The sequence below is a fragment of the Streptomyces sp. P1-3 genome (assembly GCF_050613155.1).
Taxonomy (GTDB): Bacteria; Actinomycetota; Actinomycetes; order Streptomycetales; family Streptomycetaceae; genus Streptomyces.
This window is the reverse complement of the sequence record NZ_CP192512.1, coordinates 622,996-649,449: the sequence shown is the minus strand read 5'-3', so window position 1 is coordinate 649,449 and position 26,454 is coordinate 622,996. Positions and strand designations below refer to the sequence as shown.

At 72.2% G+C, this 26,454-nt stretch carries 22 protein-coding genes and 3 pseudogenes; 10 read left to right on the top strand and 15 right to left on the bottom strand.

What is annotated here, in order from left to right; all coding sequences use genetic code 11:
- Window positions 1–178: 178 nt before the first annotated feature.
- Window positions 179–2,245: a SpoIIE family protein phosphatase gene (locus tag ACQUSR_RS02860; protein WP_431040923.1), complete on the top strand. Its 2,067-nt coding sequence runs from the start codon at window positions 179–181 to the stop codon at window positions 2,243–2,245.
- Window positions 2,246–2,328: 83 nt separating this feature from the next.
- On the opposite strand, the gene ACQUSR_RS02855 is transcribed toward ACQUSR_RS02860, so the two are convergent.
- Window positions 2,329–3,246: an AraC family transcriptional regulator gene (locus tag ACQUSR_RS02855; RefSeq protein WP_431040922.1), complete on the bottom strand. Its 918-nt coding sequence runs from the start codon at window positions 3,244–3,246 to the stop codon at window positions 2,329–2,331.
- Window positions 3,247–3,342: 96 nt separating this feature from the next.
- Between ACQUSR_RS02855 and ACQUSR_RS02850 the strand changes: the two genes are divergently transcribed.
- The 3 genes and pseudogenes from ACQUSR_RS02850 to ACQUSR_RS02840 form a co-directional block, all read left to right on the top strand.
- Window positions 3,343–4,344 (top strand): zinc-dependent alcohol dehydrogenase family protein, encoded by a 1,002-nt coding sequence (locus ACQUSR_RS02850; protein ID WP_431040921.1) that lies wholly within the window; start codon window positions 3,343–3,345, stop codon window positions 4,342–4,344.
- Between the two features lie 318 nt (window positions 4,345–4,662).
- Complete coding sequence (locus ACQUSR_RS02845; protein WP_431040920.1) at window positions 4,663–5,280, top strand: RNA polymerase sigma factor; 618 nt, start codon at window positions 4,663–4,665, stop codon at window positions 5,278–5,280.
- A 914-nt stretch (window positions 5,281–6,194) separates the two neighbouring features.
- A pseudogene (locus tag ACQUSR_RS02840) lies at window positions 6,195–6,914 on the top strand (IclR family transcriptional regulator domain-containing protein); the annotation flags it as partial.
- A 347-nt stretch (window positions 6,915–7,261) separates the two neighbouring features.
- Here the strand turns inward: ACQUSR_RS02840 and ACQUSR_RS02835 are convergent.
- From ACQUSR_RS02835 to ACQUSR_RS02810, 6 genes are all read right to left on the bottom strand, one after another.
- On the bottom strand, window positions 7,262–8,398 hold the full coding sequence (locus ACQUSR_RS02835; protein ID WP_431040919.1) for a substrate-binding domain-containing protein: 1,137 nt from the start codon (window positions 8,396–8,398) through the stop codon (window positions 7,262–7,264).
- Entirely contained in the window at window positions 8,395–9,438 is a 1,044-nt protein-coding gene (locus ACQUSR_RS02830; RefSeq protein ID WP_431040918.1) for an ABC transporter permease, read from the bottom strand. The genes ACQUSR_RS02835 and ACQUSR_RS02830 overlap by 4 nt, the downstream gene beginning before the upstream one ends.
- Window positions 9,435–10,976: a sugar ABC transporter ATP-binding protein gene (locus ACQUSR_RS02825; protein ID WP_431040917.1), complete on the bottom strand. Its 1,542-nt coding sequence runs from the start codon at window positions 10,974–10,976 to the stop codon at window positions 9,435–9,437. Before ACQUSR_RS02825 ends, ACQUSR_RS02830 begins: the two co-directional genes overlap by 4 nt.
- A 48-nt stretch (window positions 10,977–11,024) precedes the next feature.
- Window positions 11,025–13,859, bottom strand: coding sequence for a SpoIIE family protein phosphatase (locus ACQUSR_RS02820; RefSeq protein ID WP_431040916.1), 2,835 nt, complete (start codon window positions 13,857–13,859; stop codon window positions 11,025–11,027).
- 122 nt (window positions 13,860–13,981) lie between these two features.
- Window positions 13,982–14,908, bottom strand: coding sequence for a cyclase family protein (locus tag ACQUSR_RS02815; RefSeq protein WP_431040915.1), 927 nt, complete (start codon window positions 14,906–14,908; stop codon window positions 13,982–13,984).
- Window positions 14,909–14,997: 89 nt separating this feature from the next.
- Window positions 14,998–15,621 (bottom strand): LysE/ArgO family amino acid transporter, encoded by a 624-nt coding sequence (locus ACQUSR_RS02810; RefSeq protein ID WP_431040914.1) that lies wholly within the window; start codon window positions 15,619–15,621, stop codon window positions 14,998–15,000.
- A gap of 69 nt (window positions 15,622–15,690) precedes the next feature.
- On the opposite strand from ACQUSR_RS02810, the gene ACQUSR_RS02805 reads away from it, so the two are divergent.
- Window positions 15,691–16,593 carry a LysR family transcriptional regulator ArgP gene (locus ACQUSR_RS02805; protein WP_431040913.1) on the top strand — a complete coding sequence of 301 codons (903 nt, stop codon included), beginning with the start codon at window positions 15,691–15,693 and terminating at the stop codon, window positions 16,591–16,593.
- A 39-nt stretch (window positions 16,594–16,632) separates the two neighbouring features.
- Here ACQUSR_RS02805 and ACQUSR_RS02800 read toward each other — a convergent pair whose 3' ends face one another.
- Complete coding sequence (locus ACQUSR_RS02800; RefSeq protein WP_431040912.1) at window positions 16,633–17,109, bottom strand: VOC family protein; 477 nt, start codon at window positions 17,107–17,109, stop codon at window positions 16,633–16,635.
- A gap of 133 nt (window positions 17,110–17,242) precedes the next feature.
- Window positions 17,243–18,049 carry an RDD family protein gene (locus ACQUSR_RS02795; protein ID WP_431040911.1) on the bottom strand — a complete coding sequence of 269 codons (807 nt, stop codon included), beginning with the start codon at window positions 18,047–18,049 and terminating at the stop codon, window positions 17,243–17,245.
- Between the two features lie 217 nt (window positions 18,050–18,266).
- On the opposite strand from ACQUSR_RS02795, the gene ACQUSR_RS02790 reads away from it, so the two are divergent.
- Window positions 18,267–18,746 carry an MbtH family NRPS accessory protein gene (locus tag ACQUSR_RS02790; protein ID WP_431040910.1) on the top strand — a complete coding sequence of 160 codons (480 nt, stop codon included), beginning with the start codon at window positions 18,267–18,269 and terminating at the stop codon, window positions 18,744–18,746.
- Between the two features lie 84 nt (window positions 18,747–18,830).
- Here the strand turns inward: ACQUSR_RS02790 and ACQUSR_RS02785 are convergent, their stop codons facing one another.
- Window positions 18,831–19,730, bottom strand: a complete 900-nt coding sequence (locus ACQUSR_RS02785; protein WP_431040909.1) for a CAP domain-containing protein — start codon at window positions 19,728–19,730, stop codon at window positions 18,831–18,833.
- 227 nt (window positions 19,731–19,957) lie between these two features.
- Here ACQUSR_RS02785 and ACQUSR_RS02780 point away from each other — a divergent pair, with 227 nt between their 5' ends.
- From ACQUSR_RS02780 to ACQUSR_RS02765, 4 genes are all read left to right on the top strand, one after another.
- Complete coding sequence (locus tag ACQUSR_RS02780; RefSeq protein ID WP_431040908.1) at window positions 19,958–20,164, top strand: hypothetical protein; 207 nt, start codon at window positions 19,958–19,960, stop codon at window positions 20,162–20,164.
- 554 nt (window positions 20,165–20,718) lie between these two features.
- A complete protein-coding gene (locus ACQUSR_RS02775) occupies window positions 20,719–20,976 on the top strand; it encodes a hypothetical protein (protein ID WP_431040907.1) in 258 nt (85 codons plus the stop codon).
- A 145-nt stretch (window positions 20,977–21,121) separates the two neighbouring features.
- Window positions 21,122–21,808, top strand: a complete 687-nt coding sequence (locus tag ACQUSR_RS02770) for a DUF899 domain-containing protein (protein WP_431040906.1) — start codon at window positions 21,122–21,124, stop codon at window positions 21,806–21,808.
- Between the two features lie 43 nt (window positions 21,809–21,851).
- The gene (locus ACQUSR_RS02765; RefSeq protein ID WP_431040905.1) at window positions 21,852–22,370 is read left to right on the top strand and encodes a GNAT family N-acetyltransferase; all 519 of its coding nucleotides are present in this window, start codon (window positions 21,852–21,854) and stop codon (window positions 22,368–22,370) included.
- Between the two features lie 46 nt (window positions 22,371–22,416).
- On the opposite strand, the pseudogene ACQUSR_RS02760 reads toward ACQUSR_RS02765, so the two are convergent.
- The 5 genes and pseudogenes from ACQUSR_RS02760 to ACQUSR_RS02740 all read right to left on the bottom strand — a co-directional run.
- Window positions 22,417–22,563: pseudogene (locus ACQUSR_RS02760) on the bottom strand (ergot alkaloid biosynthesis protein); the annotation flags it as partial.
- Window positions 22,564–22,618: 55 nt separating this feature from the next.
- A pseudogene (locus ACQUSR_RS02755) lies at window positions 22,619–22,693 on the bottom strand (hypothetical protein); the annotation flags it as partial.
- A 229-nt stretch (window positions 22,694–22,922) separates the two neighbouring features.
- Window positions 22,923–24,890, bottom strand: coding sequence for an ABC transporter permease (locus tag ACQUSR_RS02750; protein WP_431040904.1), 1,968 nt, complete (start codon window positions 24,888–24,890; stop codon window positions 22,923–22,925).
- A gap of 101 nt (window positions 24,891–24,991) precedes the next feature.
- Window positions 24,992–25,798 carry a molybdate ABC transporter substrate-binding protein gene (gene modA / locus ACQUSR_RS02745; RefSeq protein WP_431040903.1) on the bottom strand — a complete coding sequence of 269 codons (807 nt, stop codon included), beginning with the start codon at window positions 25,796–25,798 and terminating at the stop codon, window positions 24,992–24,994.
- Window positions 25,799–25,899: 101 nt separating this feature from the next.
- A complete protein-coding gene (locus ACQUSR_RS02740) occupies window positions 25,900–26,295 on the bottom strand; it encodes a TOBE domain-containing protein (protein ID WP_431040902.1) in 396 nt (131 codons plus the stop codon).
- Window positions 26,296–26,454: the final 159 nt, after the last annotated feature.

Below are 26,454 nucleotides of genomic sequence, written 5' to 3'. Positions count from 1 at the left end.
ATCCTCCGGGCCCACACCGCACCGGGCAACGCGAACCCGGTGCGGCGAGCCGCGAGACGGGCCGGCCGGCGGGCGCCGGAATGTCCGTACATACGCGACAAGCGCAGAATTAAGAGAGCCGTTCCGCCCTGCGGAGGGCGGACGAGCCGCTGTGCGCGGCGGGTGGAAGGGAAAGCTGGTGCCATCAGACCGGCCGAGCGACGACAGGGCCAGTGGTCCGCTCCGGTCCGAGCCCGGGGCGCTGCTGGAGCACGTGCCCGTGGCCGTGTTCGGCATCGACGACGACGACCGGATCTGCTACTGGGGCCCCGGCGCACGGGACCTCTTCGGCTACCACGCCACGGAGGTGCTGTCGAAGCCCGGCGCCCTCCTCCTCTCCGGGGCACCGGGAGACGGTCCCGACGCGTGCTCCCGCATGGCCGAACGAGGCAGGACCCTGGGGTACTGGCGCGGTCGCCTGCGCGCCACGCATCAGGACGGTACGGCCTTCGACTGCGGGTTCCGCGTCTTCCCCATGACCGGCGTCGACGGGCGTTCGGTGGTCATGGCCCTGGCGAGCCGCAGCGACGAGCTGGACCGGGTGAAGACCAACCTCGTCTTCCTCGACGCCCTCTTCGAGACCTGCCCCATAGGCCTGGTCATGCTCGACGAGGAACTCCGCTACCTCCACCTCAACCAGGCGCTCGCCGACATCGACGGGCTGCCGATCGACGAGCACCTCGGGCGGCGACTGCCCGAGATCATGATCACCTCGGACGGCGGTGAGTACGAGCGCATGCTGCGCGCCGTCACCGCGGAGGGCAGGTCCCTCACGGGGGTGCTGGTGGGGCTGCGCACCCGGGGCCATCCGGATCGGGACAGGGTTCTGTCGGTGAGCTTCTTCCCGCTCACCCAGGCGGTCGGCACCCGCCCGGGAGTGGGCGGGCTGCTGGTGGACGTCACAGACCGGGAGCAGGCTATCGCGGAGGCGAGCGCGGGACGCAGGCGCCTGGCGCTGCTCGACCGGGCCTCCGCCCTGATCGGCACCACCCTGGACGTGGCGACCACGGCCCAGGAGCTGGTCGAAGCCGCGGTTCCGGACTTCTGCGACGCGGCCGTCGTCGAGCTCGTGGAATGGATGGACGAGCGCGAGCCGTTCGAGCCGGCCCTGCCGGTGGTCACCCGCCGCATCGCCTCCGGAACCGTCCTGCCCCCTCCCGCGACGGAACTGGTGAGTGAGCTGGAGGTCGTGCGCTACCCACCCGGCTCCGCCATCCACCAGATGCTGAGCACCGGCCGCCCGATCTCCGTGCCGGTGGACCACGAGTTCATGGTCCGTACCGCGCTGGACGCGACCCGCGCCCGGCTGCTGGCCGACAGCGGCCTGGTCTACCTCCTCATCGCTCCGCTCATCGCCCGGGGAACGGTCCAGGGCATCGCCATATTCGGCCGGTCCGCGGCCCGACCGGCGTTCACCGAGCAGGACCTCAGCCTGGCGGGGGAGCTCGCGTCCCGCGCCGCGCTGTGCCTGGACAACGCGCGGCTGTACAGCCGGGAGCGGAACATCGCGCTCACCCTCCAGCGGGCGCTGCTCCCCAGCTCCCTGGCGACCAGCCCCTACCTGCGCATCGCCCACCGCTACCTGCCCGGCAGCCGGGTCACCGAGGTCGGCGGCGACTGGTACGACGTGATCGCCCTGCCTGACCACCGGGTCGCCCTGGTCGTCGGCGACGTCATGGGACACGGGGTGTCGGCCGCCGCGGCGATGGGGAGGCTGCGGATCACCGCCAGGGCGCTGGCCCCGCACGACCAGGAACCGGACGAACTGCTCACCGAACTCGACCTCTGCGCCCAAGAGACGGGCATCGAGCTCGCGACCTGCCTCTACATCCGCTACGACCCCACCAACGGCCGCACCCGGATCGCCAGCGCCGGCCACCCCCCGCCACTCGTCCTCCACCCGGACGGCCGGGTCGAGCTGATCGACGAGGTCCTGGGGGTCCCCCTCGGCGTCGGCGGCCGCCCCTTCCGGAAGACGGAGATCGACCTGCCCGACGGCGCCATCCTCGCCCTGTACACCGACGGCCTCATCGAGGCGCGGGGCCAGGACATCGACGAGGGGCTGCACGCCCTCCGTACGGAACTGGGCCGGGCCTCCGGCTCGTTGGAAGCCACGGCGGACCGCATCCTCGCCCGCCTCGCACCGAGCGCTCCGACCGACGACACCGTCCTGCTCCTCGCCCGAGTGCACCGCATGCGGCGGTGAGCGCCCCGTGGGACCGACGTCGCACCGACTCGTACCGACGTCGTACCGGCATCGCGGGAACGCGCGGATGCCTTGACGGCCGGTCAGCCCTCGCCCCGACGGTATCGGCCGGGTGCCACGCCGTACTCCCGTTTGAAGGCCTTGGCGAAGGCGAACTCCGAGGTGTAGCCGCATTCCGCGGCCAGGGCCCGCAGCGGGGTGTCGGTCTCCCGTAGTCGATGGCCCGCCGCCGTCATGCGCAGCCAGGTCAGATACGCCAGCGGCGGCTGGCCGATCAGAGTGGTGAAGCGGCGGGCGAAGGCCGCCCGGGACAGGCCTCCGCGGCTGCCCAGCTCCTCCACCGTCCAGGGCCTGGCCGGGTCGCCGTGCATGGCGTGCAGAGCGGCGGTGACGGCCCGGTCCCGGAGCGCGGCCGACCAGCCGCCGGTCTCCTCCGGACGCTCGCGAAGCCACCAGGTGCGCATCAGGTACACCAGCAGCGTGTCCAGGAGTCCGGACACGATCGCGTGGGAGCCGGGGTGGGGCTCGGCGAGTTCGGCACCGAGGAGGTCGATGGCAGCGCGCAGCCGGGTGTGACAGCCGACGCGGGCCGGGATGTGGATGACCGGGGGCAGCTCGGTGAGCAGGGGGTGCGCCCGCGCCCGGTCCAGCCGGTAGGCGCCGCAGAGCAGCAGTGTCTCGTCGGTGGGGACCGGGCCCGGGTCGGGCAGTACGGGCCAGGACCCGTCGGGCTCGAGTTCGACATCTTCCAAAGGGGTCTCGGGGTGGTCGGCGAGACCGTGGCCGTATCCGTGGGCCAGGAAGACGACGTCGCCCGGGCCCAGCCGCAGGGGATCGGCGGCCCCGGGACCCAGCAGCCAGGCCGAGCCCTGAAGCACCACATGGAATCCGGCGCCGTCGGAGCGGGGGAACCGCACCCCCCACGGCGCGCGCTTGGCCGTACGGGAGGAGTGGGGTCGACCGGTGCGCATGGCCGCGATCGCATCGCTGAGGACGTCCATGCCCACACCGTACTCGCACCAGAGAAAGACGATCGGACATAAAGGGAAGGTCATGAGACATGGATCGTCTCTTGCCCGCCGCATATGGTCTCTTTCATGACAAGTTCTTCTCTTACCAAGGCAGTTCTCTTCCACGAGCTCGGTGGCCCCGAGGTGCTGAAGGTTCAGGACGTGCCGCTGCGCGCGCCGGGCCCGGGCGAGGTCCTCTTCAGGGTGGCGGCGATCGGCCTCAACCGGGCCGAGGCGCTGTTCCGTTCCGGCACGTACTACTACCAGCCGACGCTGCCCGGCTCGCGGCTCGGCTATGAGGCGGCCGGCGTGGTCGAGGCGGTCGGCGAAGGCGTGACGGCGTATCAGCCCGGCGATCCGGTGATGGCCGCGGCCAACTTCGACTTCGGTGTCCACGGTGTCTACGCCGAACGGGTACTGCTGCCCGAGGAGTCGGTCGTCCGCAGGCCCGCGGGCGTGGACGCGGTGACCTCCGCGGCGGCCTGGCTGACGTACTCGACCGCATACGGAGGCCTGGTGGAGACCGCCGGACTGGCCCCCGGCGACCATGTGGTGATCACGGGCGCCTCCAGCGGGGTCGGCACGGCGGCGCTCCAGACGGCCCTGCGGTTGGGCGCGATTCCGATCGCCACGACGCGCGGCGAGGCCAAGCGGCAACGGCTGCTGGAACTGGGAGCCGCCCATGTGATCACGACGGACTCGGAGGATCTGGCGAAGGAGGTCAGGCGGTTCACCGGTGGCAAGGGCGCCGAGGTGGCCTTCGATGGCATCGGCGGCCCCGGGTTCGCCGCGCTGGGCGACGCGCTGGCGCCGGACGGCACGGCGGTGCTGTACGGCTGGCTGGATCCACGCCCCGCCCAGCTGTCCATGAACTGGCCTCAGGCCGTCCACATGTACGCGAACGGCGTGCTCGCCGGCACCGAGGGCTACCGTCGGCGCGCGTCCGCCTTCATCGGTTCGGGCCTGGCGGGCGGCACGCTGGCGCCGGTGATCGCCGAGACCTTCGACGGGCTGGGGGAGATGGCCGACGCGCACCGCCTGATGGAGTCGAACGCGCACACGGGGAAGATCGTGGTAGCCGTCGGTTAGGGCGGCCCGGGTGGCGGCGTGCGGGTGGCGCTCCGGCTGGGCGGTTGAGCGCGGGGAAGGCGGCGGTTGCTCGGATCCGTGACCGTTGTCGATCGTTGTGATGCGACTACCGACCGTTATATTGATCGTTTTCCGTCTGCACGATCCGCGCCCGCCCACGCGCTGTACAGATGGAGGCGATCGCCTCCCGCGCAGTGGGGTGGGGTACGGCGCCGCCGGGACGTCAAGGGGAGGATACGTGCAGCACACTGCTGCAGCGTGGTTGGTAGAGATCACGCTGATCAGCCGGGACTTCGGGGACCGTAGCGAGGCGGAGCGGTGAGCGACGCCGGGCCGGAGGAGTCCGGTGGCGCCGTGGGACTGCCCAGCCGCCGCCGGCAGCCCATCCCCATGAGCGAGTGGAAGCCCGCCGAGCGGCTCTCCTTCTGGGCCTTCCACAACAGCCGGTTCAAGGGCTACATGCGTTTCGCCTACCTGCAACTGGGATCCGACGCCGACGCGGAGGAGGCGGTTGATCGGACGTTCGACGCGATCATGGACGCCTGGCAGCGCATGCTCGAGATGAACCACCTCGAGAAGTACGCGTGGACCGTCCTCAAGCGCCGGATCATAGACCAGCAGCGCATGCGCAGGCGGCGCCCCGAGCCGGCCGACATCACCGCCTTCGAGGCCGCCGTCAAGGACACGGGCGTCGACCCGTACGAGGTCCTCACCGGCACGATCCAGTTCTACGCGGCCGTGCGACGGCTCAGCGAACGCCAGAGGGACGCGGTGGTCCTCCGCTACGGCCTCGACTGCACCTCCCGGCAGGCCGCCGCGATCATGGGCGTCGAAGAGGCCACCGTCCGCTCCCTCCTCCGCCAGGCCCGCACCCGCCTGGCCCAGTTACTCGACGTCCCCACCGAAGCCGGCGGAGACGGGAAGGCCACATCATGAGGGACCGCCAGTTCTTCCAGTACTTGGACGACTACATCGCCAAGGCGGGAGTCCCGGACCGGTACGCCCACTACGACGCCTCCGCCGCCAAGGTCCGGCTCCTTCGCCGACGGGCCGCACACCAGGCGCTCGCCGCCTCGCGCGCCGGCCGACAGCACATCGGCCTCGGATCGCCCTGCCCGTACGCCCCGCTGAAGTGGATCGACCCCCGTCAGGACTGCTTCGTCGACGCCGAGGACGCCTGGCGCGACCTGAACTCGGTCAGCGCGCTGGTCGTGTGCACCCCGGACGCCGCCGACGAGCTCAGCCGCCTCGTCGAGGCCGGCCCCACCGGGTGGCACGGCCCCCTCGTCTTCGCCTGCCTGCTCTACCTGATGGGGCACGAGGAAGGCGCCCGCTTCTGGTGGCAGTTCGCCGCCGGGGCCGACGGCGACCCGGCCGCGTACTGCCTCTTCCTCGACCACGCCAGGCAGGGCGAGTACCAAGACGCCGAGCTGTGGGCCCGGCACCTGGACCACCGCGGCTTCGCCCCCGAACCCTCCTGGGGGCAACACCCCGCCGTCCCGGCGGCCACCGCCCTCCCGCCCACCCTGCTCGTGTACGTCACCGAGCACGCCCACCGGGACCTGGGCGCCGTTCCCACCCCCCGGCACACTCTCCCGGCCGCCGTACGAGGGCTCGCCGCACGCTCCCCCGAGGACGCGACGCTGCTGCCCCAGGCGCTGCACCTCGCCGAGCCACCGCCCGAGGACCACGACCGGACCCGCCCGCACCCCGGCCCGCGGCCGATCGCGGCGGCAGCGCCGGCCGCACGGCCCGCGCCGGTGTCCCCGTGGTCCGAACTCGCCTTGCGGCACCCCAGCGTGGCCGCCGCCGCCCGAGCGGCCGTCACCTCCGCGCCGGACAGCGGCGCCCTGCGGCAGGCATGCCTCGCACTCAAGGTGGTCACGGTCCTCGAACACCACCGCCTCGGCGTCGACACCGACCAGATCACCCGCGAATCCGGCCTCCCCCCGCAGCGGCTGGGCCCGATCCTGACCATGCTGTGCGAGGAGGAGTTCGCCCAGCCGCTCGCCGAGAGCGTCTACGCACCCGGGCCCGCGCTCGACCGGCTCGCCGCCCCCGGATCCTCCGGTGTCGGCATCCAGCTCCAGCGCACCCTCGCCCTGGCACGGGACACCATCGGCGCCGCCATCTACCTCAGCCACTACACCGACGGCGAAGTCCACATCAGCCAGATGGCCGACGGACCCGTCACCCCGGCCGTCAACGAGTGGGTCGACTTCCGCTCGGCGGCGCACGCCAGCGCCGTCGGCAAGTGCCTGCTCACCCAACTCGACCACGACACGCGGGCAGACCACCTCGCCCGATACAAGACCGCCCGTCTCACCGCCCGCACCATCACCAGCCCCCGTGCCCTCCTCCACGCACTCGACCGGCTCGCCCCCCACGAACCCGTCTTCGACCTGCGCGAATACTCCCCCCACGTCGTCTGCTCCGCCGTCCCCATCACCCTCGGCACCGCGGCCGGGAGCCTCGCCCTCTCCCTTCCCGCCACCAGCGCCGACCGCCTGAAGGACGCGACTCGGACCCTCGCCCACAAGGCGGTCCCGGTGCTCCTCACCCTCCTGCTCGCCGGTGCGCTCACGCCCGACCACCCCGATCAAGGCAGCACCCCGCTCCTGGACTCCTCAAGCAGCGGCGCCATCACCGCCGACACCCTCAACCACCTGCGCGGCCTGTTCCGAACCCCGCTCATCACCGCGAAAGCCATCCAGCAGGCGGCACTCGCGCCCACGGCGGGACCCCACCTGGCCACCGAGACCGCCGGGTCGGCCCTCTACCTCTTCGACGCCGCACCCGCGCCCAAGGCCCTGTCGGAAGAACCGGCACTCGCCCTGCCGCACACCTACGCCGCCCCGACCCCGGCGCCCCTGCCCGCACCTCCCGCCGACGGCCTGCTCGTCTTCGGCACGTGAGCTCACCTGCCCCAGATCTTCCGGTACGCCGCGCGGTAGCCGGGCGGGTCCCAGGACGTGGCCCCGCCGCTGTTGGCGGCCGTGGCGATGTGCACGGGGGCGATGTACCCGCTGGCGGGCCTGCCGGAGAAGGCGCGGTTGAACTCGTCGACGATCTGCCAGCCCTGCTGGGAGAGCGGCTCGGGAACGGTGGCCGCCTGGAACTGCCCGCTGTTGACGCGCTGGAAGGCGGAGGGATCGCCGTCACCCGCGCCGATGTTGAAGGGGGCGTCGGCGCCCTTCCGGCGCGCCGCCCGCAGGGCCGGGGCGGCGTCGGCGAAGTACACGTCGTTGATGGCGACGGAGTGCGTCCACTCGTCCGGGAAGCGGGAGAGGAGCGAGGAGACCGCCTGGGGCGTGCGGCTGCTCGTGTCCGAGATCGGGATGTTCTCCTCCGCCAGCAGCCGCACGCCGGGGCAGGTGGCGAGTTCCTTCTTGATCTGCTCGGACTTGTATCTGGCGAACGGGATCGAGGCATCGGTGAAGACGACGGCTCCGGCGCGGCCGTTGGAGTGCGTGATGATCCAGTCGGCGCTGATCCTCGCGACGTCCTCGACCCTGGTGGTGATGTTGGTGAAGAGTTCCGGGTCCTCGCTCGGGCCGGGGGCGTCGACCGCGTGCCAGCCGACGAGCGGGATGTGTGCCTTGTTGGCCTTCGCGACCTGCTGCGCCGTCAGGTGGGGGTCGAACCCGCCGATGGCGATGCCCGCGGGCTTGAGGGCGATGGCCTGGCTGAACGCCGCCTGGATCCCGGCGGGTGTCCCCTGGCCGTCGATCACCCGGACCTTCCAGCCGATGGCCTTCGCGGCTTTCCGTACGCCCTCGGCGGTGCCCGCGACGCCGGGGTTGGTCATGGTCTGCGCGACGTAGACGATGGTGCCGGAGGCCGCCTTGGGGCCGGTGGTGGGGCCGTTCCACACGGAGTCGGTCCGCTCGGCCCGGTGGACGGCGGCCCTGGCGCCGGCGAGGACGGCGGGGCAGCCGGGCTTCGCCGGTTCTGCCGAGAAGGGCCCGCCGCCGGTCGACGAGCCGCGCTCGCAGCCGGCGAGGACCGCGGCCGCCGCCACCGCCAGGACGACTGAGCTTCTCAGGGGGGTCATGAGCGGACTTCGGCGCTGTCGTGGACGGCGCGGGGCGGCGCCGCCCGCCGCTGGCGCAGCTGCCGGCGCGCGGCATAGCCGGCGATGCCGACGGCGAGGAGCAGGGTGGCGCCGTTGAACAGCGGGGTGACCCAGAACTGGGCGCCGAGCTGGCCGATGCCCGCCAGGCCGATGGCGAGGGTGGTGACGGCGACCAGGGTGCCCAGGGCGTTCGCGCGGCCGGGTCTGATCGTGGTGGAGCCGAGCAGCGCGCCGACGAAGGCGGGCAGCAGATAGTCCTGGCCGACGCTGGGGTTGCCGATGCGCTGCTGCGCGGCGAGCAGGACCCCGGCGATCCCGACGACCAGGCCCGAACCGGCGAAGGCGTGGACGACGTAACGCCGGACGGGGATGCCGACCAGGTCGGCGGCGCCGGGGTTGGCGCCGATGACGTACAGATACCGGCCCAGCGGCAGCCGCTCCAGGAGCAGCCACAGTACGGCGGTGAGCGCGAGGACGTAGAAGGCGGGTACGGGCAGGCCGAGGAACCTGGAGTCGTAGATGTCGGTGAAGGCGGCCGGCAGGCCGTCCGGTCCGGGGACGATCCGGGCCCCGTCGGTGATCCAGCCGGTGACGGCGTACAGGATGCTGCCGGTGCCCAGGGTGGCGATGAAGGAGTCGATCTTCGCGAACTCGACGACGACGCCGTTGAAGGCGCCGATGACCGCGCCGCCGAGGACCACGACGAGGCAGGCGAGCGGCCACGGCCACCGCTCGTGGACGACGAGTTGCATCGTGACGACGTGCGCGAGGCCGAGGCCGTAGCCGATGGACAGGTCGAACTTGCCGGTCACGATGGGGATCATGGCGCCGAGCGCGAGGACGGCGGGGATCGCGTGGTTGGACAGGACCGCGGAGATGTTGTCCAGGGTGGGAAAGGTGTCCGGCAGAGCGAGGGAGAAGGCGAGGAACAGCGCGGCGGCGAGGGCCAGGAGGCCATAGGCGCCGAGGAGGTGCCCGAACCGGCGGCCCAACGGCGGACCGGGGGAGCGGGAGGTCATCGCCCCGTCGTCCCGGTCAGGGCCGGCATGGCGGAGGAGGCACGGGCGAGTCCGGCGACCGTGAGGGCCTCACCGCTCAGCTCCACCGTCACCACCCCGCGGACGAATACCAGGGCTCGGTGGCACACGCCGACGATCTCCTCGAAATCGGTGGAGACGAGCAGGACGGCGAGGCCCTCGGCCAGCGCGTCCCGGAGCAGGCGGTAGATCGCCGCCTTGGCGCCGACGTCCACTCCGGCGGTCGGCTCTTCGAGGATCAGCAGGCTGCGCCGCACCCTGAGCCACCGGCCGACCATGACCTTCTGCTGGTTCCCGCCGGACAGGGTGGCGATCGGGGCCTCACTGTCCGGGGGGTGCACCGAGAACCGCCTGACCAGGGCCGCGGTCTCGGCGCGCTCGCGCCGGGGGCTGATCCAGTGCCAGGCCGGCAGGCCGCCCGCCCGGGGGTTGGCCAGGAAGTTCTCCCGCACCGTCAGCTCGGCGGCGCAGCCCTCTTCCTGGCGGTTGCTGGTCACCAGGCCGACGCCGGAGTCGACGGCGGCCGCGACCGTGCCCGGCCGGTACGGCCGGCCCAGAAGGCGGACCCGCCCGCCGAGGAGCTGCCCGGCCCCGGCGAGGGCACGGCCCAGCTCCATGTGTCCGGCGCCGGTGAGTCCCACCATGCCGAGGATCTCCCCGGCGCGCAGCTCCAGGCTGACCGGTGCCGTGTTCTCCGTCCGTACGCCGTCGAGGCTCAGCACGGTGGTGCCCGTGGCGGGGGCGAACCGGTAGCCGCCGGGTTCGCGGCCCACGATGTCGCGCACCAGCCGCGCGGGGCCGTAGCCGGCGAGCGGGCCCCGGCTGATGAGGCGGCCGTCGCGCAGGACGGCGAAGGCGTCGGCGACCTTGTACACCTCGTCGAGCCGGTGGGTGACGAAGACGATGGCGTGGCCCTGGTCGCGCAGGGTGTGCAGGACGTCGAAGAGCCGGGCGCAGTCCGCCGCCGGGAGGCTGGCGGTCGGCTCGTCGAGGACGATGAGTTCGGCTCGTGTGGACAGCGCGCGGGCGATGGCCACCAGGGAGCGTTCGGCCCGTGGGAGGTCGGCGACGGTGGCGCGCGGGTCCAGGTGTGCGGCGACGATGCCCAGCGCCTCGGCGCACCGCTCGCGGGTCATACGCCAGGAGAGCAGCCCCGCGCGGCGCGGATAGCCGGTGCCCAGGGCGATGTTCTCGGCGACGGTCATCCACTCGACCAGCCCGAGGTCCTGGTGGATGAAGGACATGGTGCGGGAGGCCGCCTCGGTGCCGAGCGCGTGCCCGGCGACCGTCACCTCGCCCGCGTCCGCGCGGTGGACGCCCGCGAGCACCTTGATGAGCGTGGACTTCCCGGCGCCGTTGGGGCCGAGCAGGGCGAGGACGCTGCCGGAGTCGATGTCGAGGTCGACCGCGTCCAGCGCGACCGTGCCGCCGAACCGCTTGCTGAGGCCGCGTACGCGGACGAGCGGCTCCGGGCCGGGGCGCGGGGGAGGGGTGGTGTCGGCAGCGTCAGCGTCACGCACAGACTGCTCCGGGGGTCGGCCTGTACCGGTTTGCGCGGTTCTGTCACTCTACGGCAGAGCGCACTCGGCCCAGATGACCTTGCCGCCCGCGGTGTATCGGGTGCCCCAGGCCCGGGCGAGTTGCGCCACGAGGAACAGGCCGCGGCCGCCCTCGTCGGTGGTGGCCGCGTGGCGCAGGTGCGGGGCGGTACTGCTGGTGTCGGAGACCTCGCAGGTCAGTGAGGAGTCGTGGAGCAGACGTACCTGGATGGGACCGGTGCCGTAGCGGATCGCGTTGGTGACCAGCTCGCTGAGCAGGAGTTCGACGGTGAAGGCGAGCTCGTCCAGCCCCCATTCGGCGAGTCGGCGGGCGACGGCGGCGCGGATGCCGCAGACGAGCGCCGGGTCGGCGGCCAGGTCCCAGGTGGCGATCCGGTGCGGGGCCAGGGCGCGGGTGCGGGCGACGAGCAGGGCGATGTCGTCGGCGGGGTGGCTGGGTGCCACGGCCCGGAGAACCGCCTCACAGATGTCCTCGGGCGGGCGGCTCGGATGGGCCAGCGCCTGGCGCAGCCGGTCGAGGGACGTGTCGAGGTCGCGGTGGCGGCCTTCGACGAGTCCGTCCGTGTAGAGGACGACCTGACTGCCTTCGGGCAGGTGGAATTCGGCGGTTTCGAACGGGAGGCCGCCCAGGCCCAGCGGCGGACCGGCGGGCAGCTCGGGAAAGGCGACGGTGCCGTCGGGCAGGACCAGTGCGGGAGTGGGGTGGCCGGCCCGGGCCATGACGCAACTCCGCGAGGTGGGGTCGTAGATGGCGTACAGGCAGGTGGCGCCGATGATGCCGGGGCTGCCGGTGGTGGGCACCTCGCCGCACTCGTCCCGGTCGAGGCGCCCCACGAGGTTGTCGAGGTGGGTGAGGACCTCGTCCGGGGCCAGGTCCAGTTCGGCGAAGTTGCGCGCGGCGGTGCGCAGCCGGCCCATCGTGGCGGCGGCGTGCATCCCGTGGCCGACGACATCCCCGACGACCAGGGCGACGCGGCTGCTGGAGAGGGGAATGACGTCGTACCAGTCTCCGCCGACGCCGGACTCGGCGGGCAGATAGCGGTGGGCGACCTCGACGGCGTTCTGCTCGGGGAAGCGGCGCGGCAGCAGGCTGCGCTGCAGGGCGAGGACCATGGTGTGCTCGCGGGTGTAGCGGCGCGCGTTGTCGATGGAGATGGCGGCGCGGGCGGCGAGTTCCTGGGCCAGGGAGCGGTCGTCGTCTCCGAAGGGCGCCGGATCCGCCGAGCGGTAGAAGCTGGCCACGCCCAGCGCGATGCCGCGGGCGAGCAGGGGGACGGCGATGAGGGAGTGGACGCCGTGGTCCAGGAGGCTCTCGGTGTGGCCGGGATCCTGGGCGGTCCAGCCCGTGGCGGCCCTCAGGTCGGGCTCGAGTACCGGATGCCCGCCGGCCAGGCAACGGAGCTGGGGCGCGGTCGGGCGGAGGTCGACGCGTTCACCAGTGGGGAGGAAGGGGCAGTCGTCGCGGATGCCGTGGACGACCGCGCGGCGGAGGTCGGCGCCGGGGTCGGTCGGCTCCTCGCCGCGCAGTACCGCCTCGGGAAGGTCGATGGTGACGAAGTCGGCCAACCGCGGGACGGCCATCTCGGCGAGTTCCCGGGCGGTGCGGCTCACGTCCAGGGTGGTGCCGATGCGGGCGCTCGCCTCGGACAGCAGCTCCAGGCGCCGACGGGCCGCCATGGCGTACGCGCCCACTCGCGGCTCGCCCACCAGCACCAGCCCGCTGGTCGTACCGTCGTCGGTGCCTTCGGTGCCTTCGGTGCCTTCGGTGCCTTCGGTGCCTTCGGTGCCTTCGGTGGTGCTTCGGGCGGGGCGGGCCGTCGCGGCCGCACGGCCGGGTGCGGTTCCGCGAAGGTGCGCGGCCGGCGGGACGGCCGAGGCGCGGACCCGCTGCGCCGGGGCGGGGGCCGACACATCCGCTTCGGTGGGGACCGCGAGGCGCAGACGCGGTGTGGGGAGGACCGCTTCGATGACGATGCCCTCCACCCCGGAGGGGCTGGTCACCGGGCGGCTCAGCAAGGTGGCGCGCCGGCCGCCGGGCAGCGGGACCTCGACGGCGGCCAGCTGCGCCGAGGAGATCAGCTCCGTGGCCTTCTCCTTGAGGATCATCTGGTCACGCCAGTCCAGTCCGCTCTCGGCGAGCTCGCAGGGCTGTTCGTTGTTCGCCGACCCGCCGGTCGGCACGCGGCGCCTGGCGTCGAGGTACGCCGCCAGCAGGGCGCGTTCTCGCCGCGAACTCTGCTCCAGCAGCCGCCGTTCGATGGCACGGGCCGCCCTGCCGATCACGGTGTTCAGCGCCGTGTCCGCGTCGGTGAGCGGATAGCCGAAGCACAGGATGCCCTCTATGCGCCCGCTGAGCGGGTCCCGGACGGGGACGGCCGCGCATGCGTTCGACTGGGAACGTTCGGCGAAGTGCTCGGCGCCGTGGACGTTGATCAGCCGCCGTTCGGCCAGCGCCAGGCCGATGCCGTTGGTCCCGGCGAACCGCTCGGCGAACACGAAGCCCGGGACGCTCTGGATCGCGGCCAGACGTCTGACCATGGAGGCTTCGCCGAAACGGCGTTGCAGCACCGCCCCGCGTCCGTCGGCGAGCGACACGTTCATGTTCCTGCCCGCGAACCTGCACTCCAGCCGGTCCAGTACGGGCCCTGCCGCGCGGACGAGGCGGCCGTCCAGATCGAGATCGTCGAGGTAGGGAAGCTCGCATCCATCGGGTGAGAGCCCCAGGGACCGGGAGCGCTGCCACGAGCTCAGGATCGGGCTCCGCACGGCCTCCTCGATCGACCCACCGCGAAGGAACTGCTCACGGGCGCGCACGGGACCGATGCCTTCTCCCGCGAGCCCCATCCGAATCACTTCCCTCATTGGCGCGTGCCGCTATGGCCACCCGTACGTCGGCAGCCGCACCACGTGATCCAATTGTAGAACTGTGCACATATTTCCGGATATCACGAGGCGCGATCCGGGCATCACAAGACCGCGATGGGGTTGACCGGCGAGCCGGTGCCACCGGGGATGTTCAGAGGGGCCACGAGGAGCAGGAACGCGTATCGGCCCGTTTCGGCGCAGGCGACCGAGAGCGCTTCCAGGTCAAGGTTGTCCAGGAGCGGCACTCCCATCGCGGTGATGGCGAGCGCGTGGACCGGCGAATGCACGCCGTCGACCGGGGAGGGCCGTACGTCGCTGTCGCCGTCGCCGCCGAGCAGGGCGATGCGGCGTTCGGCCAGGAGGGGCACGGCGTCCACGTGGAAGCCCGCGCTCGCCCCGTCGGGGTTCCAGGCGCCCAGTTCCCGGCGGCGGCGGACGCTGCCGGATCGCAGCAGCACCGCGTCGCCCTCGCCGATCGCCACGTCGAGTGCCCGCTCTGCGGCGACGACGTCCTCGGCGCGCACCGCCCGTCCGGGCTCCAGCCATCGGTCCCCCACGACGGCGGGCAGGTCGAGGAGCACGCCTTTGGTCACGAGGGGGCCCAGTGCCGGCACGGCGCCGAAGCGGGCGCCGCCGGCGTCGACGAGCTCGCGCGCCGTGCCGCCGCCGTAGAGCCGTCCGCGGTAGGCGATGTGGGACAGCGCGTCCAGATGGCTGACGGCCTTGGCGTGGTAGTCGACGGCGATGAAGTCCTTGTACGTCGCGGGTTCGGGAGGCTCGACGTCGCCGAGGTCGGACATGTGGTGCAAGGCGGGCTTGGCGTTGTCCGGGCCCGGTGCCGTGTCCCAGGGGCGTGCCATCGGGACGACCGTTCCGGACCGGACCAGGGCGGTGGCCCGCCGTACGTGGTCCGCGGTCACCCGGTTCCAGGCGCCGCGGTCGGCGGGCGTCCAGCGGCCCCACGTACGGACCGTCTCGAACAGCGCGTCGAACTCCTGGCGGGAGACGGCGGGCCCGTTGCCGGTCATGTGTCCTCAGCGCTCCATGGGGGGATGGGCTGTGGTCCGGGTCGGCGGGGTGCGTTCCGTACAGGGCCACTATGCCCTGATGGCGCAGATCACGCCCCTGCGACCAGCAGCGCGCCCATCGTGACCATGGTGGCGGCGACCAGGCCGTCCAGGACCCGCCAGGCGGCGGGGCGCGCCAGCACGCCGCTGAGGAGCCGGGCCCCGTAGCCCAGGGTGGTGAACCAGGTCAGGCTGGCCAGGACCGCGCCGAGCCCGAACGCCCAGCGCAGGGAGCCGTGGTCGGAGGCCACGGAGCCGAGCAGCAGCACGGTGTCCAGGTAGACGTGCGGGTTGAGCCAGGTCATCGCCAGACAGGTCAGGACGGCCCTTCGGGCGGAGCCCGCCGCGGCGCCCTGTGCGGTGAGGCCCGCGTCGTGGGCGGGCCGCAGCGTCCGCCGCGCGGCGAGGACGCCGTAGCAGAGCAGAAAGCCGCCACCGGCCAGCCCGACCGCGGTCAGCGCGGCGGGCCACGCGGTGACCACGGCTCCCACCCCGGCCACACCGAGCCCGATGAGGACCGCGTCGGACACGGCGCAGATGGCCACCACCGCGAGGACGGCGTGCCTGCGCACCCCCTGGCGCAGGACGAAGGCGTTCTGCGCGCCGATGGCGACGATGAGGGACAGTCCGGTGCCGAATCCGGCGAGCGTCGCCGTGATGATGCCGTGCGTCATGCAACCGACGCTATGGATCGGCCAGTCATCAGTAAAGCTAAACTTTCTTACGTATCCTTAGCGTCCGTGATGGATGAGCTTCCCCTCGACCAGGTGCGCACGCTGCTCGCGGTGGTGGACGAAGGCACCTTCGACGCGGCCGCGGCGGCCCTGCACGTGACGCCGTCTGCCGTCAGCCAGCGGGTCAAGGCGCTGGAGCAGCGCATCGGACGGGTGCTGCTGATGCGCACGAAACCCGTGCGGCCGACCGAATCCGGGCAGGTCGTGGTGCGGTTCGCGCGTCAGCTGGCCCGCCTGGAACGCGACGCGCGAGCAGATCTGGGCATCGCCGACGAGCAGGGCCCGGCACGGCTGCCCATCGCGGTGAACGCCGACTCCCTGGCCACCTGGTTCCTGCCGGCGCTGACCCGGGTGCCGCAGGATCCGTCGGTCTGTTTCGAGCTGCACCGCGAGGACGAGTCCCACACCACGGCGCTCCTGCGCGAGGGCCAGGTCATGGCGGCGGTCACGTCGTCACCCGACCCGGTCGCGGGCTGCACGGCACGCCTCCTCGGCCTGATCCGGTATCTGCCGGTGGCCAGCCCCGGATTCGCGGCACGTCACCTGACCGGGCCGCTCGCGCGCGACCTGCACGACGCGCCGGTCATCATCTTCGACCGCCGGGACGACCTCCAGGACGCCTTCGTACGGTCGCTCTCGGGAGAGGGGACGGGCGCGAGCCGGGTGCGCCACTACATCCCCACGTCGGAGGGGTTCTGCGACGCGGTGGCCGCGGGCCTCGGCTGGGGCATGGTGCCGGAGGCGCAAGCGGCGCCGCTGCTGCGGTCAGGCGCGCTCACCACCCTCGCGTCCGGCCGCCCCATGGACATCCCGCTCTTCTGGCAGCAGTGGAGACTGGACTCCCCTGCTCTGGCCGCGGCGGCGGACGCGATCGCCTTGGTGGCGGCCGAGGCGCTGCGGGCACCCGCCTGAGCGTGCCCGAGTGGGGAGAGCCGCGATCAGCCAGAGCGGTTACGCCCCGTCGGCGGCCGCCCGCAGCGCGGCCAGGTCGATCTTCTTCTGGCCGAGCATGGCCCGCATGGCGCGCGTGGAGCGGTCCTTGTCGGGGTCGCCCAGGAGGTCGTTGGCCTGGGTGGGCCAGACCTGCCAGGCCAGGCCGAACCTGTCCCTGAGCCACCCGCACTGGACCTCCCGGCCGCCGCCCGCGGTGAGCTTCTCCCAGTAGTAGTCGACTTCCTGCTGCCCGTCGCAGTTGATCAGGAACGAGACCGCCTCGTCGAAGGTGAACTCCGGGCCGCCGTCGATGGCGGTGAACGCCTGGCCGTCCAACTCGAAGTCGACGGTCATCACCGTGCCCGCCTCGCGCGGCCCGGCTTCCCCGTAGTACGTGATGTCGGTGATCCGGGAGTTCGGAAACACCGAGCAGTAGAACTCGGCGGCCTCCTTGCTCTGCGTGTCGAACCAGAGATTGGGGGTGATCCGGGGCATGGTCCTCTCCTCACGTCGCCGGGTTTCGGCTCTGCACCAGTACTGACTGGTGCGCCACCCGAAACTCATCGGCACGCAGGCGCCGGTCCATGAGATGCCGGGCCTGCCGGAACCGGCGCGCCCTACGGCGCCGTCAGCGGTTGGAGACGACGGCGGTGCCGCTGAGCCGGTCGTGGAGGCCGCGTTTGCCGGGCAGCAGCATCACCCACGCGCCGAGCACCGCCGCGATGAACACCAGCGACCACCCGAAGCTGGCGAAGCCCTCGTGCCGGACCCCGGCCCGGATCCCGTACCCCAGCGCCAGCATCGGCACCCCCAGGAACAGCGAGGCGCGCAGCAGCCCCCGGACGCGTCCGGCACGGCCCAGGCCGTCGGAGCCTCGTACCCCCAGCCCCCACACGACCTTGCCCAGGCTGCGGCCCAGGACCAAGTGGCACAGCAACTCGTAGACGGCCGGCAGCGCGATGCAGGCAACGGCGAACCACGTCAGCAGGTCCTGGGTGTCCTGCAACGTCTGTGCGCGCTCGGCGTCCACGGCGGCGCGCACGTCGCCGACGGTGTTCTCAGCGAACGCGTTCTTGAAGAAGTTCCACGGCGCCGCGGCGATCCGCTCCCGGATCCGGTTGGCGAAGTAGCCGATCAAGGGGATGTACAGCAGTGAGATGACGACCAGGTCGATCACGCGGGCGCCGATCCGCCTGCGCCGCAGGCCGGCTGCCGTGCGGTCGCCCGAACGTCCTCCCGGAGGTGTCCGACGCGCGCCGACACCGGTGGCCAGGCGGTCGCGGAGGGATCGGCGCGCGTCCCCGCCCCGCGCGAGCAGCCGCGCCACCGGACCCTGCGGCGCCGGTGGGTTCGGGCCTAACGGGGCGCCGTACGGCTGCCCACCCGACCCGCTGTACGGGTTTCCGGACGATCCCGAAGGATTCCAGCCTGACATCGCATCCCCCTCCCGAATGCGGCCCCGCGTAAACGCCGGTTACTGTCGGCACACGAATCGGAACCGCCCCACTCCATGAGCGCAGCGTACGGGCGCGCGGGGATCACGCGCAGCGTTTCGGGGCGCTTCGGGGCCGGGCCGGCACCGAGGCCGAGAGGAGGGCTCGGCGCCGCCGCTGGAGGGGCTGTGGAAGCCGCGCGGCAGACGGCGACGAAGGATGGTGCGGGAGTTCACCCAGCCCGTCTACCGCGGCGAAGCACTGTTCTTCCGGGCGACACAGCACTCCCTGTGGCCCTCGTTCGCCGAGAACCCCGAGGGCTGGCGGACCGCCTTCGGCCCGGAGGAGCGCCAAAAGCGCCTGGAGTGCATGCGCCAAGCGGCACCCGGCGCATGCCTCCCCCCCTCGGAGTGGGGGGCTGCCCGAGGTGGTGAACACCGGCTGCCCGCCCCTGGACAAGGTCACCTACACCAACGGCGACATCCGCATCGAGGGCGCCTCGTGGCCGGTCGACGGACAGCAGGCGTCCTACGCGCCGCGGCGCTTCCTGCTCGACCAGATCCATGGTGCGGGCCGCGGCCGAGCAGTGAACTCTCCGACCGGTACTTCTCGACGCTCTCAGACGCCTGCCCGATCGACGAGTTCATCACCCCCGAACTCCTCGACATCATGGACGAGATGAGCGACATGGCCGAATAGGAGCGCCCGGCCGCCCTGCCGGCGTGGGTCCCGGACCTGGCGACGCAGTCCTGAACCCACCCCTGCGCGCCGCCCGCCCCTGACTCAGTTCCCGGTGCCGAAGTTCTGGACCCACCAGGGGCCGTTGGCACTCGGATTGACGCCGGCGCCGAAGTCCTTGAGCGCGCAGTTGAGGATGTTGTCGCGGTGCCCGGGGCTGTTCATCCAGTCGCGCATGGCGGTCTCGGGGTCCTTCGGTCCCTTGTGTATGTTCTCGGCCCACATCCCTGCCGGGTAGCCCGCCTTCCGCATCCGGGAACCGGCGTCCTCGCCCTCCGGACTGTTGTGCTCGTAGTAGTTGCGGGCCGCCATGTCGTCGGCGTGCGCCTGGGCGGCGGCCTGCACCCTGCTGTCCAGGCGCAACGGGGTGCAGCCCGCCTTCGCCCGTTCGGCGTTGACGAGGACCAGGACCCGCTGGGCGTAGCGCGCGGCCGGGCCAGTCGCCGGGCCGCTGTGGGGAGTGGCGCGCGGAGCGGGGGTGCTCTGCTGCGGACGGCTCCCGGTGGTGTTGCTGGTGCCCCCGCTGGTGCCGCCCGGGTGACTGCCGCCGCGCGTCCTGCGGGGCGCCGAGGGGCGGGCGGAAGGCTTGGCGGCTGCCGAGACGGAGGCACGCGGCTTCTTCGACGGCGAGGCCGAGGCGGAGGCGGAAGGCGCGCTGGACGGTGCCTGGGGCGCGGGCGCCGTGCCATCCGTGCCGCGGACGGAAGCGGCGCTCGGCTCCTCGTCACCGGAAGAGCCGCCGAGCGCGACGGTACCGGCCACGCAGAGCGCGGCGACCACCAGCGCCCCGGCGGCCACGGCCCCCGGCCTGCGCCCGCCCCGTCCGCGGCGGCCGCGCCGCCCACCGCCCGTGGTCCGCGACCGGTTGCCACGGCCCTCGGACGGGGCCGCGCCCTCGGTCACCGGGGGGAGAAACAGGGTCTGATCGTCGTCGTGGGGGTGCATGTCCGCTCCGCTCTGCTCCGTGCGCCGGTCGGTCCGGCGTATGGGAGAGCGGGTGGGCACCCCGGCGATAACACTTTTTACGGAAGCCATGCGGCGCACTGGCCGGTGCCGACGCCCTCCGGCCCGAGCGGCGGGTGGCCGATCCACCAGTCCTCCAGCACGCCTCGACCTCGCGGGCAGCTCCTATAGAGAGCAGAAGCACGGAGCGCGAAGCACAGGAGGAATCGGTGTTTGAGAACAGGGCAGAGGCGGAAATGCGATTGTATTCAGAAAGGCTGGCCAAGGAGCTTGCTCTGAAGAGGGAGTACGAAGAGGACGGCGAGGACGACGGCGACACCGGAACACCGCTTCCCGCCGACGAGGAACAGGAGAACGCCGATGCGCCTGTCGCCACCGACGATCCCCAGACTGACAATCCCCAGGTCGCCCCGTGAACGGTGTACCGGTGCGTCTCTCACGCCGTGCCAGTTCCGCAAGGCGCCCGAAAGGCGTAACTGCGATGTGGAACCACTCGGCCAGGTGAATGTGCGTTACATTGTCAATTGACTACCGTGGCCGTGTGAATGGTTGGGGCCATGCCGCTCGGCGTTTCGTTGAGCGGTCTGCAGCCGTCGCGCTGATCTCCATGCTGCTCGTGCTGGGTGGTGCGCAATGCGGTGAGCACGCCATGGGCTCGGCGGAATGCACTGCGACGCAGGCAGCCGATCCTTACGCCGATGAGAGTGCCGCGTATTTCTCTGGAAAACGGCGGATGCCTCGCTCTGGCCGGGAAGACCGCTCCGTCGACAAGCGTGCCTGCTCATCTCGCCCCACGCTCAGGACCGGCCTCGCCAGGAGCCTTCCGCCGCAGCAGACCTCGCCCTGGCCTGATCGCGCCATCCTCGCCGCTGCTCGCGCACGCCACGAGGTCCTGCGCTGCTGAGGGGACCCGGGCCCCGCCCGGCGCGGGAACGCTTCCCACCCCTCGGCACGACGGCAGGAGGACACCATGCCCATCGACCCCGCGCGCGCTCTGGACGCCTATGTGCGCGCCCACACCTATCTCGCCCACCACCCGTCCCTCGACCGAGAACCCGATCCCGAACCAACGGCTGAGGAAGGCGCTGCCGATCCTGCCGCGGTGGAGGGGAGACCCCTTCCGCCGCCGGACGAGGCTCCCGCCGCGCAGCGTCGACACGGAGTCCTCGCCCGATTCCTGGCCATGCGTCACGCGGCGGCCGTCGCCGAAAGCGTCCGGCAGGCGTGAGCCTGGTCGTGTGCGAGCGCTGATCGGGGCAGGCCGGTGAGATGCCCGGCCTGCCCCCCCACAGGGGTTCCTACTGAGCAGGGCGCCAGCTCATACCCCCGGACTGGCACATGAGTTCGGATCGAACTGGAAGGTGAACGACTGCATGAAGACTCCTCCGATCGTTTCGCCACAGGAGTGGGAGGCCGCGCGCCAGCAGCTGCTCGTGGAAGAGAAGCAGCTGACCCGCGCCCGTGACGCACTGGCCGCCAAGCGTCGGCGGATGCCGTGGCTGGCAGTGGAGAAGCGGTATGAGTTCGACGGCCCCGAGGGCAGAGCGAGTCTGCTCGACCTGTTCGACGGCCGTCGTCAGCTGATCGTCTACCGCGCCTTCTTCGAGCCCGGGGTGTCCGGCTGGCCGGACCACGCTTGCGTCGGCTGCTCCATGGTGGCCGACCACGTTGGCCACCTCGCCCATTTGAACGCCCGCGGCACCACTCTCGTCTTCGCCTCGCGCGCGCCGCAGCCGGACATCGAGCGCGTGAAGGCGCGGATGGGCTGGGCGATGCCCTGGTACACGATCACCGACGAGTTCGACGGCGACTTCGGTGTGGACGAGTGGCACGGCACGAATGCGTTCATCCGCGACGGCGACAGCGTGTACCGCACCTACTTCGTCAACGCCCGCGGTGACGAGGCGTTGGGGAGCACCTGGAGCTACCTCGACATGACCGCGCTCGGGCGGCAGGAGACGTGGGAGGACTCGCCTGAGGGCTATCCCCGAACCCCGCCGTACGAGTGGTGGAACTGGCACGACGAATACGGCGGCGCCGAGTCGGCGCCGAGTGGCTGACCCAGACTCATCGACGTTCTCGGAGCAGCCTAGGGTGGCTGGGATGAGCAACGATCCCGTGATACTGCGTCCAGTGATCGAGAACGATCTGCCAATGCTCGAGCGTTTCCTGACGGACCCGGAGGCGACCGGGCCGTTCCAGTGGCTGGGCTGGTCGGATCCGGGGCGCTGGCGGCGGCGCTGGGCGCAGGACGGCCTGTTGGGCGACGAGGGCGGCCAGCTGATGGTGGCATCCGGAGCCGACCGGCTCGGCTTCGTGGCCTGGCGCAAGGTCGTGACCTCGCGGAGCTCGTACTGCTGGAGCATCGGAGCCCAACTGCTGCCGGAGGGCAGAGGCCGGGGCGTCGGCACGCAGGCCCAGCGGCTGCTGACGCGGTACCTGTTCGCCCATACACCGGTGGTCCGGCTCGAGGCGGACACGGAGGCGGAGAACATCGCCGAGCAGCGGGCATTGGAGAAGTCCGGCTTCACCCGCGAGGGCGTGCTGCGCAGCACCGTGTTCCGGGACGGGCAGTGGCGGGACGTCGTGCGCTACAGCGTGCTGCGCGGCGACATCTCCTGAGACGGGAGCCGGATCCCGGCCGGGAACACCTCGCCGAACAGTTCGTCTACCGCATCTCCTGTTCGGCGTACTCGCGGAAACTGCGGGCCGGGCGGCCGGTCACGCGCTCGACGGTGTCTGTGGTGCGGTCTTCTGCTCCCTCGGCGATGGCGCGGCCCATCCCCGCCAGCATCGCGGCGAACTCCTCCGGCATCGCCCTCCTGCGCGGTGGCGTGGCGGCTGGCGGCCGTCACGGTGTGGCCGAGCGCGGTCAGTCGAGGCACGATGCGGCTGCCCGTGTTACCCGTGGCCCCGGTGACCAGGATCGTCGTGAGGTCGGTCATCTTCGTCGTTCCTTACCGCGTGGGGCGGGCGAGGGCTCCCGGGCGTCACGGACGGCGACTTCACCGCGCACGCCCTGCTGGCCGCCACCGAACCGACTGCACAAGGGACCAGGTGAGGGTCCCTGCGAGACCTGCCCCATGCGGGGGTACGGAGACACCGGGGTGCTCCGTGGGAGCCGGTCCGGCGACCGGGCCCCCAGCGGATCGCCGTCGGGTGCCGCCTAGCCGTTCACAGGGTCACGATGGTGGCTTCGGTCGCCTTGACGCTGGTCCATACTGGCGTCCCGTCGGCGAGGCCGAGTTCGGCCGCGGCCTGCGGGGTGATCTCGGCGACGAGATCCGGCGCGTGGTCGGAGGTGATCAGGACGCGGAGTCGGCTGCCGCTCGCGGTGATCTCGCGGACGGTGCCGGGCCAGACGTTGCGGGGGCTGCCGCCGGGCTTGTCGCGGTGTACGGAGACGGCTTCCGGGGCGATGACCGCCAGGGCGCTGGTGCCCGGGGGGAGGGGGTCGGCGACGACGAGGCGGCCGCCGCCTTCGGTGAGTTCGAGGCCGTCGGCGGTGGCGGTGCCGGGCCAGGCGTTGCGTCCGAGCATCCGGGCGACCCAGGGCGAGCGCGGGTGCCGGGTCACGTCGGCGGGTGGCGCGTCCTGGAGGGCGCGGCCTTCGTCGAGGACCAGGACGCGGTCGGCGAGGGAGACGGCCTCCACCGGGTCGTGGGTGACGATGAGGCAGACCCCGCCGAAGCCGTCGAGGTGGCGGCGCAGGGTGTGCCGGACGTGGGCGCGGGTGGTCTGGTCGAGGGCGGCCAGTGGCTCGTCGAGGAGCAGCAGGCGGGGGCGGGCGGCCAGCGCGCGGGCGAGCGCGACGCGCTGGGCCTGGCCGCCGGAGAGCTGGGCGGGTCTGCGGTGGGCGAGGTGGCCGACGCCGAGTCGGTCGAGCCACTGCTGGGCGGTGCGGCGGGCTTCGGCGCGGGGCACGCCGTGGGTGCGCAGGCCGTACGCGGTGTTGGCCAGGGCGGTGAGATGCGGGAAGAGGGCGCCGTCCTGGGGCACCCAGGCGACTCCGCGGCGGTGCGGCGGCAGGTCGGTCACGTCGGTCTCGCCCAGGTGGAGTTCGGCGTGGGCGCGCGGGGTGAGGCCGAGCAGGGCGCGCAGCAGGGTCGTCTTGCCGGCGCCGTTGGGGCCGACGACGGCGATGGTGGTGCCCGGTTCGGCGGCCAGGGTGAGGCGGTTGAAGCCGGTGACCTCGGCATGCAGCGGCCACCGCTCATGCGCGACCACGGGCCCGGGACCGGCTTCCGGCACAGGAGCCGTGGCAGGCTCCGTGTCGTCGGCCGCGGGTGCGGGAGCGCGGGAGCGGTCGGACGGTGCCCCGGTCCAGCGGCCGCGCAGCGCGATCAGTACCAGCATGGCGATGGCGAGCAGCAGCAGGGACACGGAGGTGGCGGCCTCCGGCTCGTTCTGGAGCAGCAGGTAGACCTGGAGGGGCAGGGTCTGCGTCGTACCGGGGAGGTTCCCGGCGAAGGTGATGGTGGCGCCGAACTCGCCGAGGGCGCGGGCCCAGGTGAGGGCGGCCCCGGCGAGCAGCCCCGGGGCCACCATCGGCAGGGTGACGGTGAAGAAGACGCGGACCGGCGAGGCCCCCAGGGAAGCGGCCGTCTCCTCGTACCGGGGCCGGAGCCCGCCCAGCGCGCCTTCGAGGCTGATGACCAGGAACGGCATGGCGACGAACGTCGCCGCGACGACCGCACCCGAGGTGTGGAACGGCAGGGTGATGCCGAACCAGTCCTCCAGCCACGGCCCGAGCACACCGCGCCGCCCGAAGGCCAGGAGCAGCGCGACACCGCCGACCGTGGGCGGCAGCACCATGGGCAGCAGCACCAGGGAGCGGACGAACGCCTTGCCGGGGAACGGGACACGCGCCAGCAGCCAGGCCAGCGGCACCCCGAGCACGAGGGACAGCCCCAGCGCCCAGAACGAGACGACCAGCGACAGCCGCAACGCCTCGGTGGTTCCGGGGCTGCCGAGATGGTCGCCCAGTTCGCCCCAGTCGGTGCGGGCCAGGATGCCGATCAGCGGCATGAGCAGGAACGCGACGGCGAGCAGCGCCGGGATCGCCAGGGTGACCGGGGTGCGCGGGCCCCTGGCTCGCGGTCTGCCCACCGACGGCGGGCGGCGGGTGTGCAGGCGTTTCATCGGCGTTCCTGGGCGGCTCGGGCGGGGAGTGCGGCGAAGCCGTGCGGGGGCTGTCCGGCCCCCCCCGGCCGGGCAGCCCCCGCACGTGATCGGTTGCGGGCTTACGGCTGCTGGAAGCCCGCGTCCCGGAGGATCTTCTGCGCCTCGGGGGTGCTGAGCCACTTGACGAACGCGGCCGCGGCCTCGGCGTGCTTTGAGCTCTTCAAGGTGGCGGCCGGGTAGGAGGCGATGGCGTTCTGGCCGTCGGGGATCCGGACCGCGTCGACCTTGTCGGCCGCGGACTCCGCGTCCGTCTTGTAGACGAGACCGGCGTCCGCCTCGCCCAGCTCGACCTTGCTCAGGACGGCGCGGACGTTCGGCTCTTGGGAGACCGGCTTGACCTCGACGTTCTGCTTCTCGAGGATCTGCTCGCTGTAGCGGCCGGCCGGGACCTCGGGCGCGGCGAGGACGACCTTGAGCTTGCTGTCCGCGAGGTCCTTGAGGCCTGCGATCTTCTCCGGGTTGCCCTTGCCGGTGGCGATGACCAGGCGGTTCTTGGCGATGACGGCGGGGGTGCCGGTCTCGCCCTCCAGGCCGTCCATCGTCTTGGTATCGGCGGTGACCAGGACGTCGGCCGGGGAGCCCTGGTTGACCTGGGCGGCCAGCTCCTGAGAGCCGGCGAAGGAGAAGGTGACCTTCGTGCCGGGGTGGGACTCCTCGTACGCCTTGCCGGCGGTCTCGAAGACGTCGGTGAGCGAGGCGGCGGCCAGCACGGTCAGATCGGCCTTGGGAGCGTCCGAGGCGGACTTCGTGGCTTTGGAGCCGGAGTCCTTCTTGTCGTCGTCGTTGCCGCAGGCGGCGAGCGGGACGAGGAGGGCGGCGGTCAGTACGGCGGCCGCGGCAAGGCGCCGGGTGAAGGCGAGGGACATGAGGGTGGGACTCCCTGGGAGTGCGGCCGGCTGATGCCGCCCGAGCGGATGGGGACGAGCCGCGCCGGTGACGGGCGACGCCGCTTGGTGAGTGCCGAGGGTCAGGTGCGGTCGATGTGCACGCTGGTCGACTTCACGCGGGCGGTGGCCTGCATGCCGACCTCCAGGCCCAGCTCCTCCACGGCCTCACGGGTCAGGAGCGAGACGAGCCGGTGCGGACCGGCCTGGATCTCCACCTGCGCCGCGACGTCGCCGAGCTTGACGGCCGTGACGATGCCGGGGAACGCGTTGCGGGCCGAGGTGTACGAGGTGTCGTCCTCGCCGCTGCCGCCCTGGGCGATCTCGACGGAGAAGGCGGCCAGGTCGCGGCCGTCGATGAGGCGGCGACCGCCCTCGTCGCGATGGGTCGCGACCCGGCCCGCGTCCGCCCAGCGGCGCGCGGTGTCGGGACTGACGCCGAGCAGACGCGCCGCCTGTCCGATGGTGTAGGACTGCATGTGTGCCACATTAGGATGATCGGGCTCGCATCTGCAATCAATCGGATGAGTATCCATGGCAGATGCGACTCTGTTCGGAGGAAGGCCTGAAGCCTCACTCACGGGGCATGGGATGCCCCTCCCGCGGCCCCTTCGGGCAGCCGGGCAGCGGACCGGTGA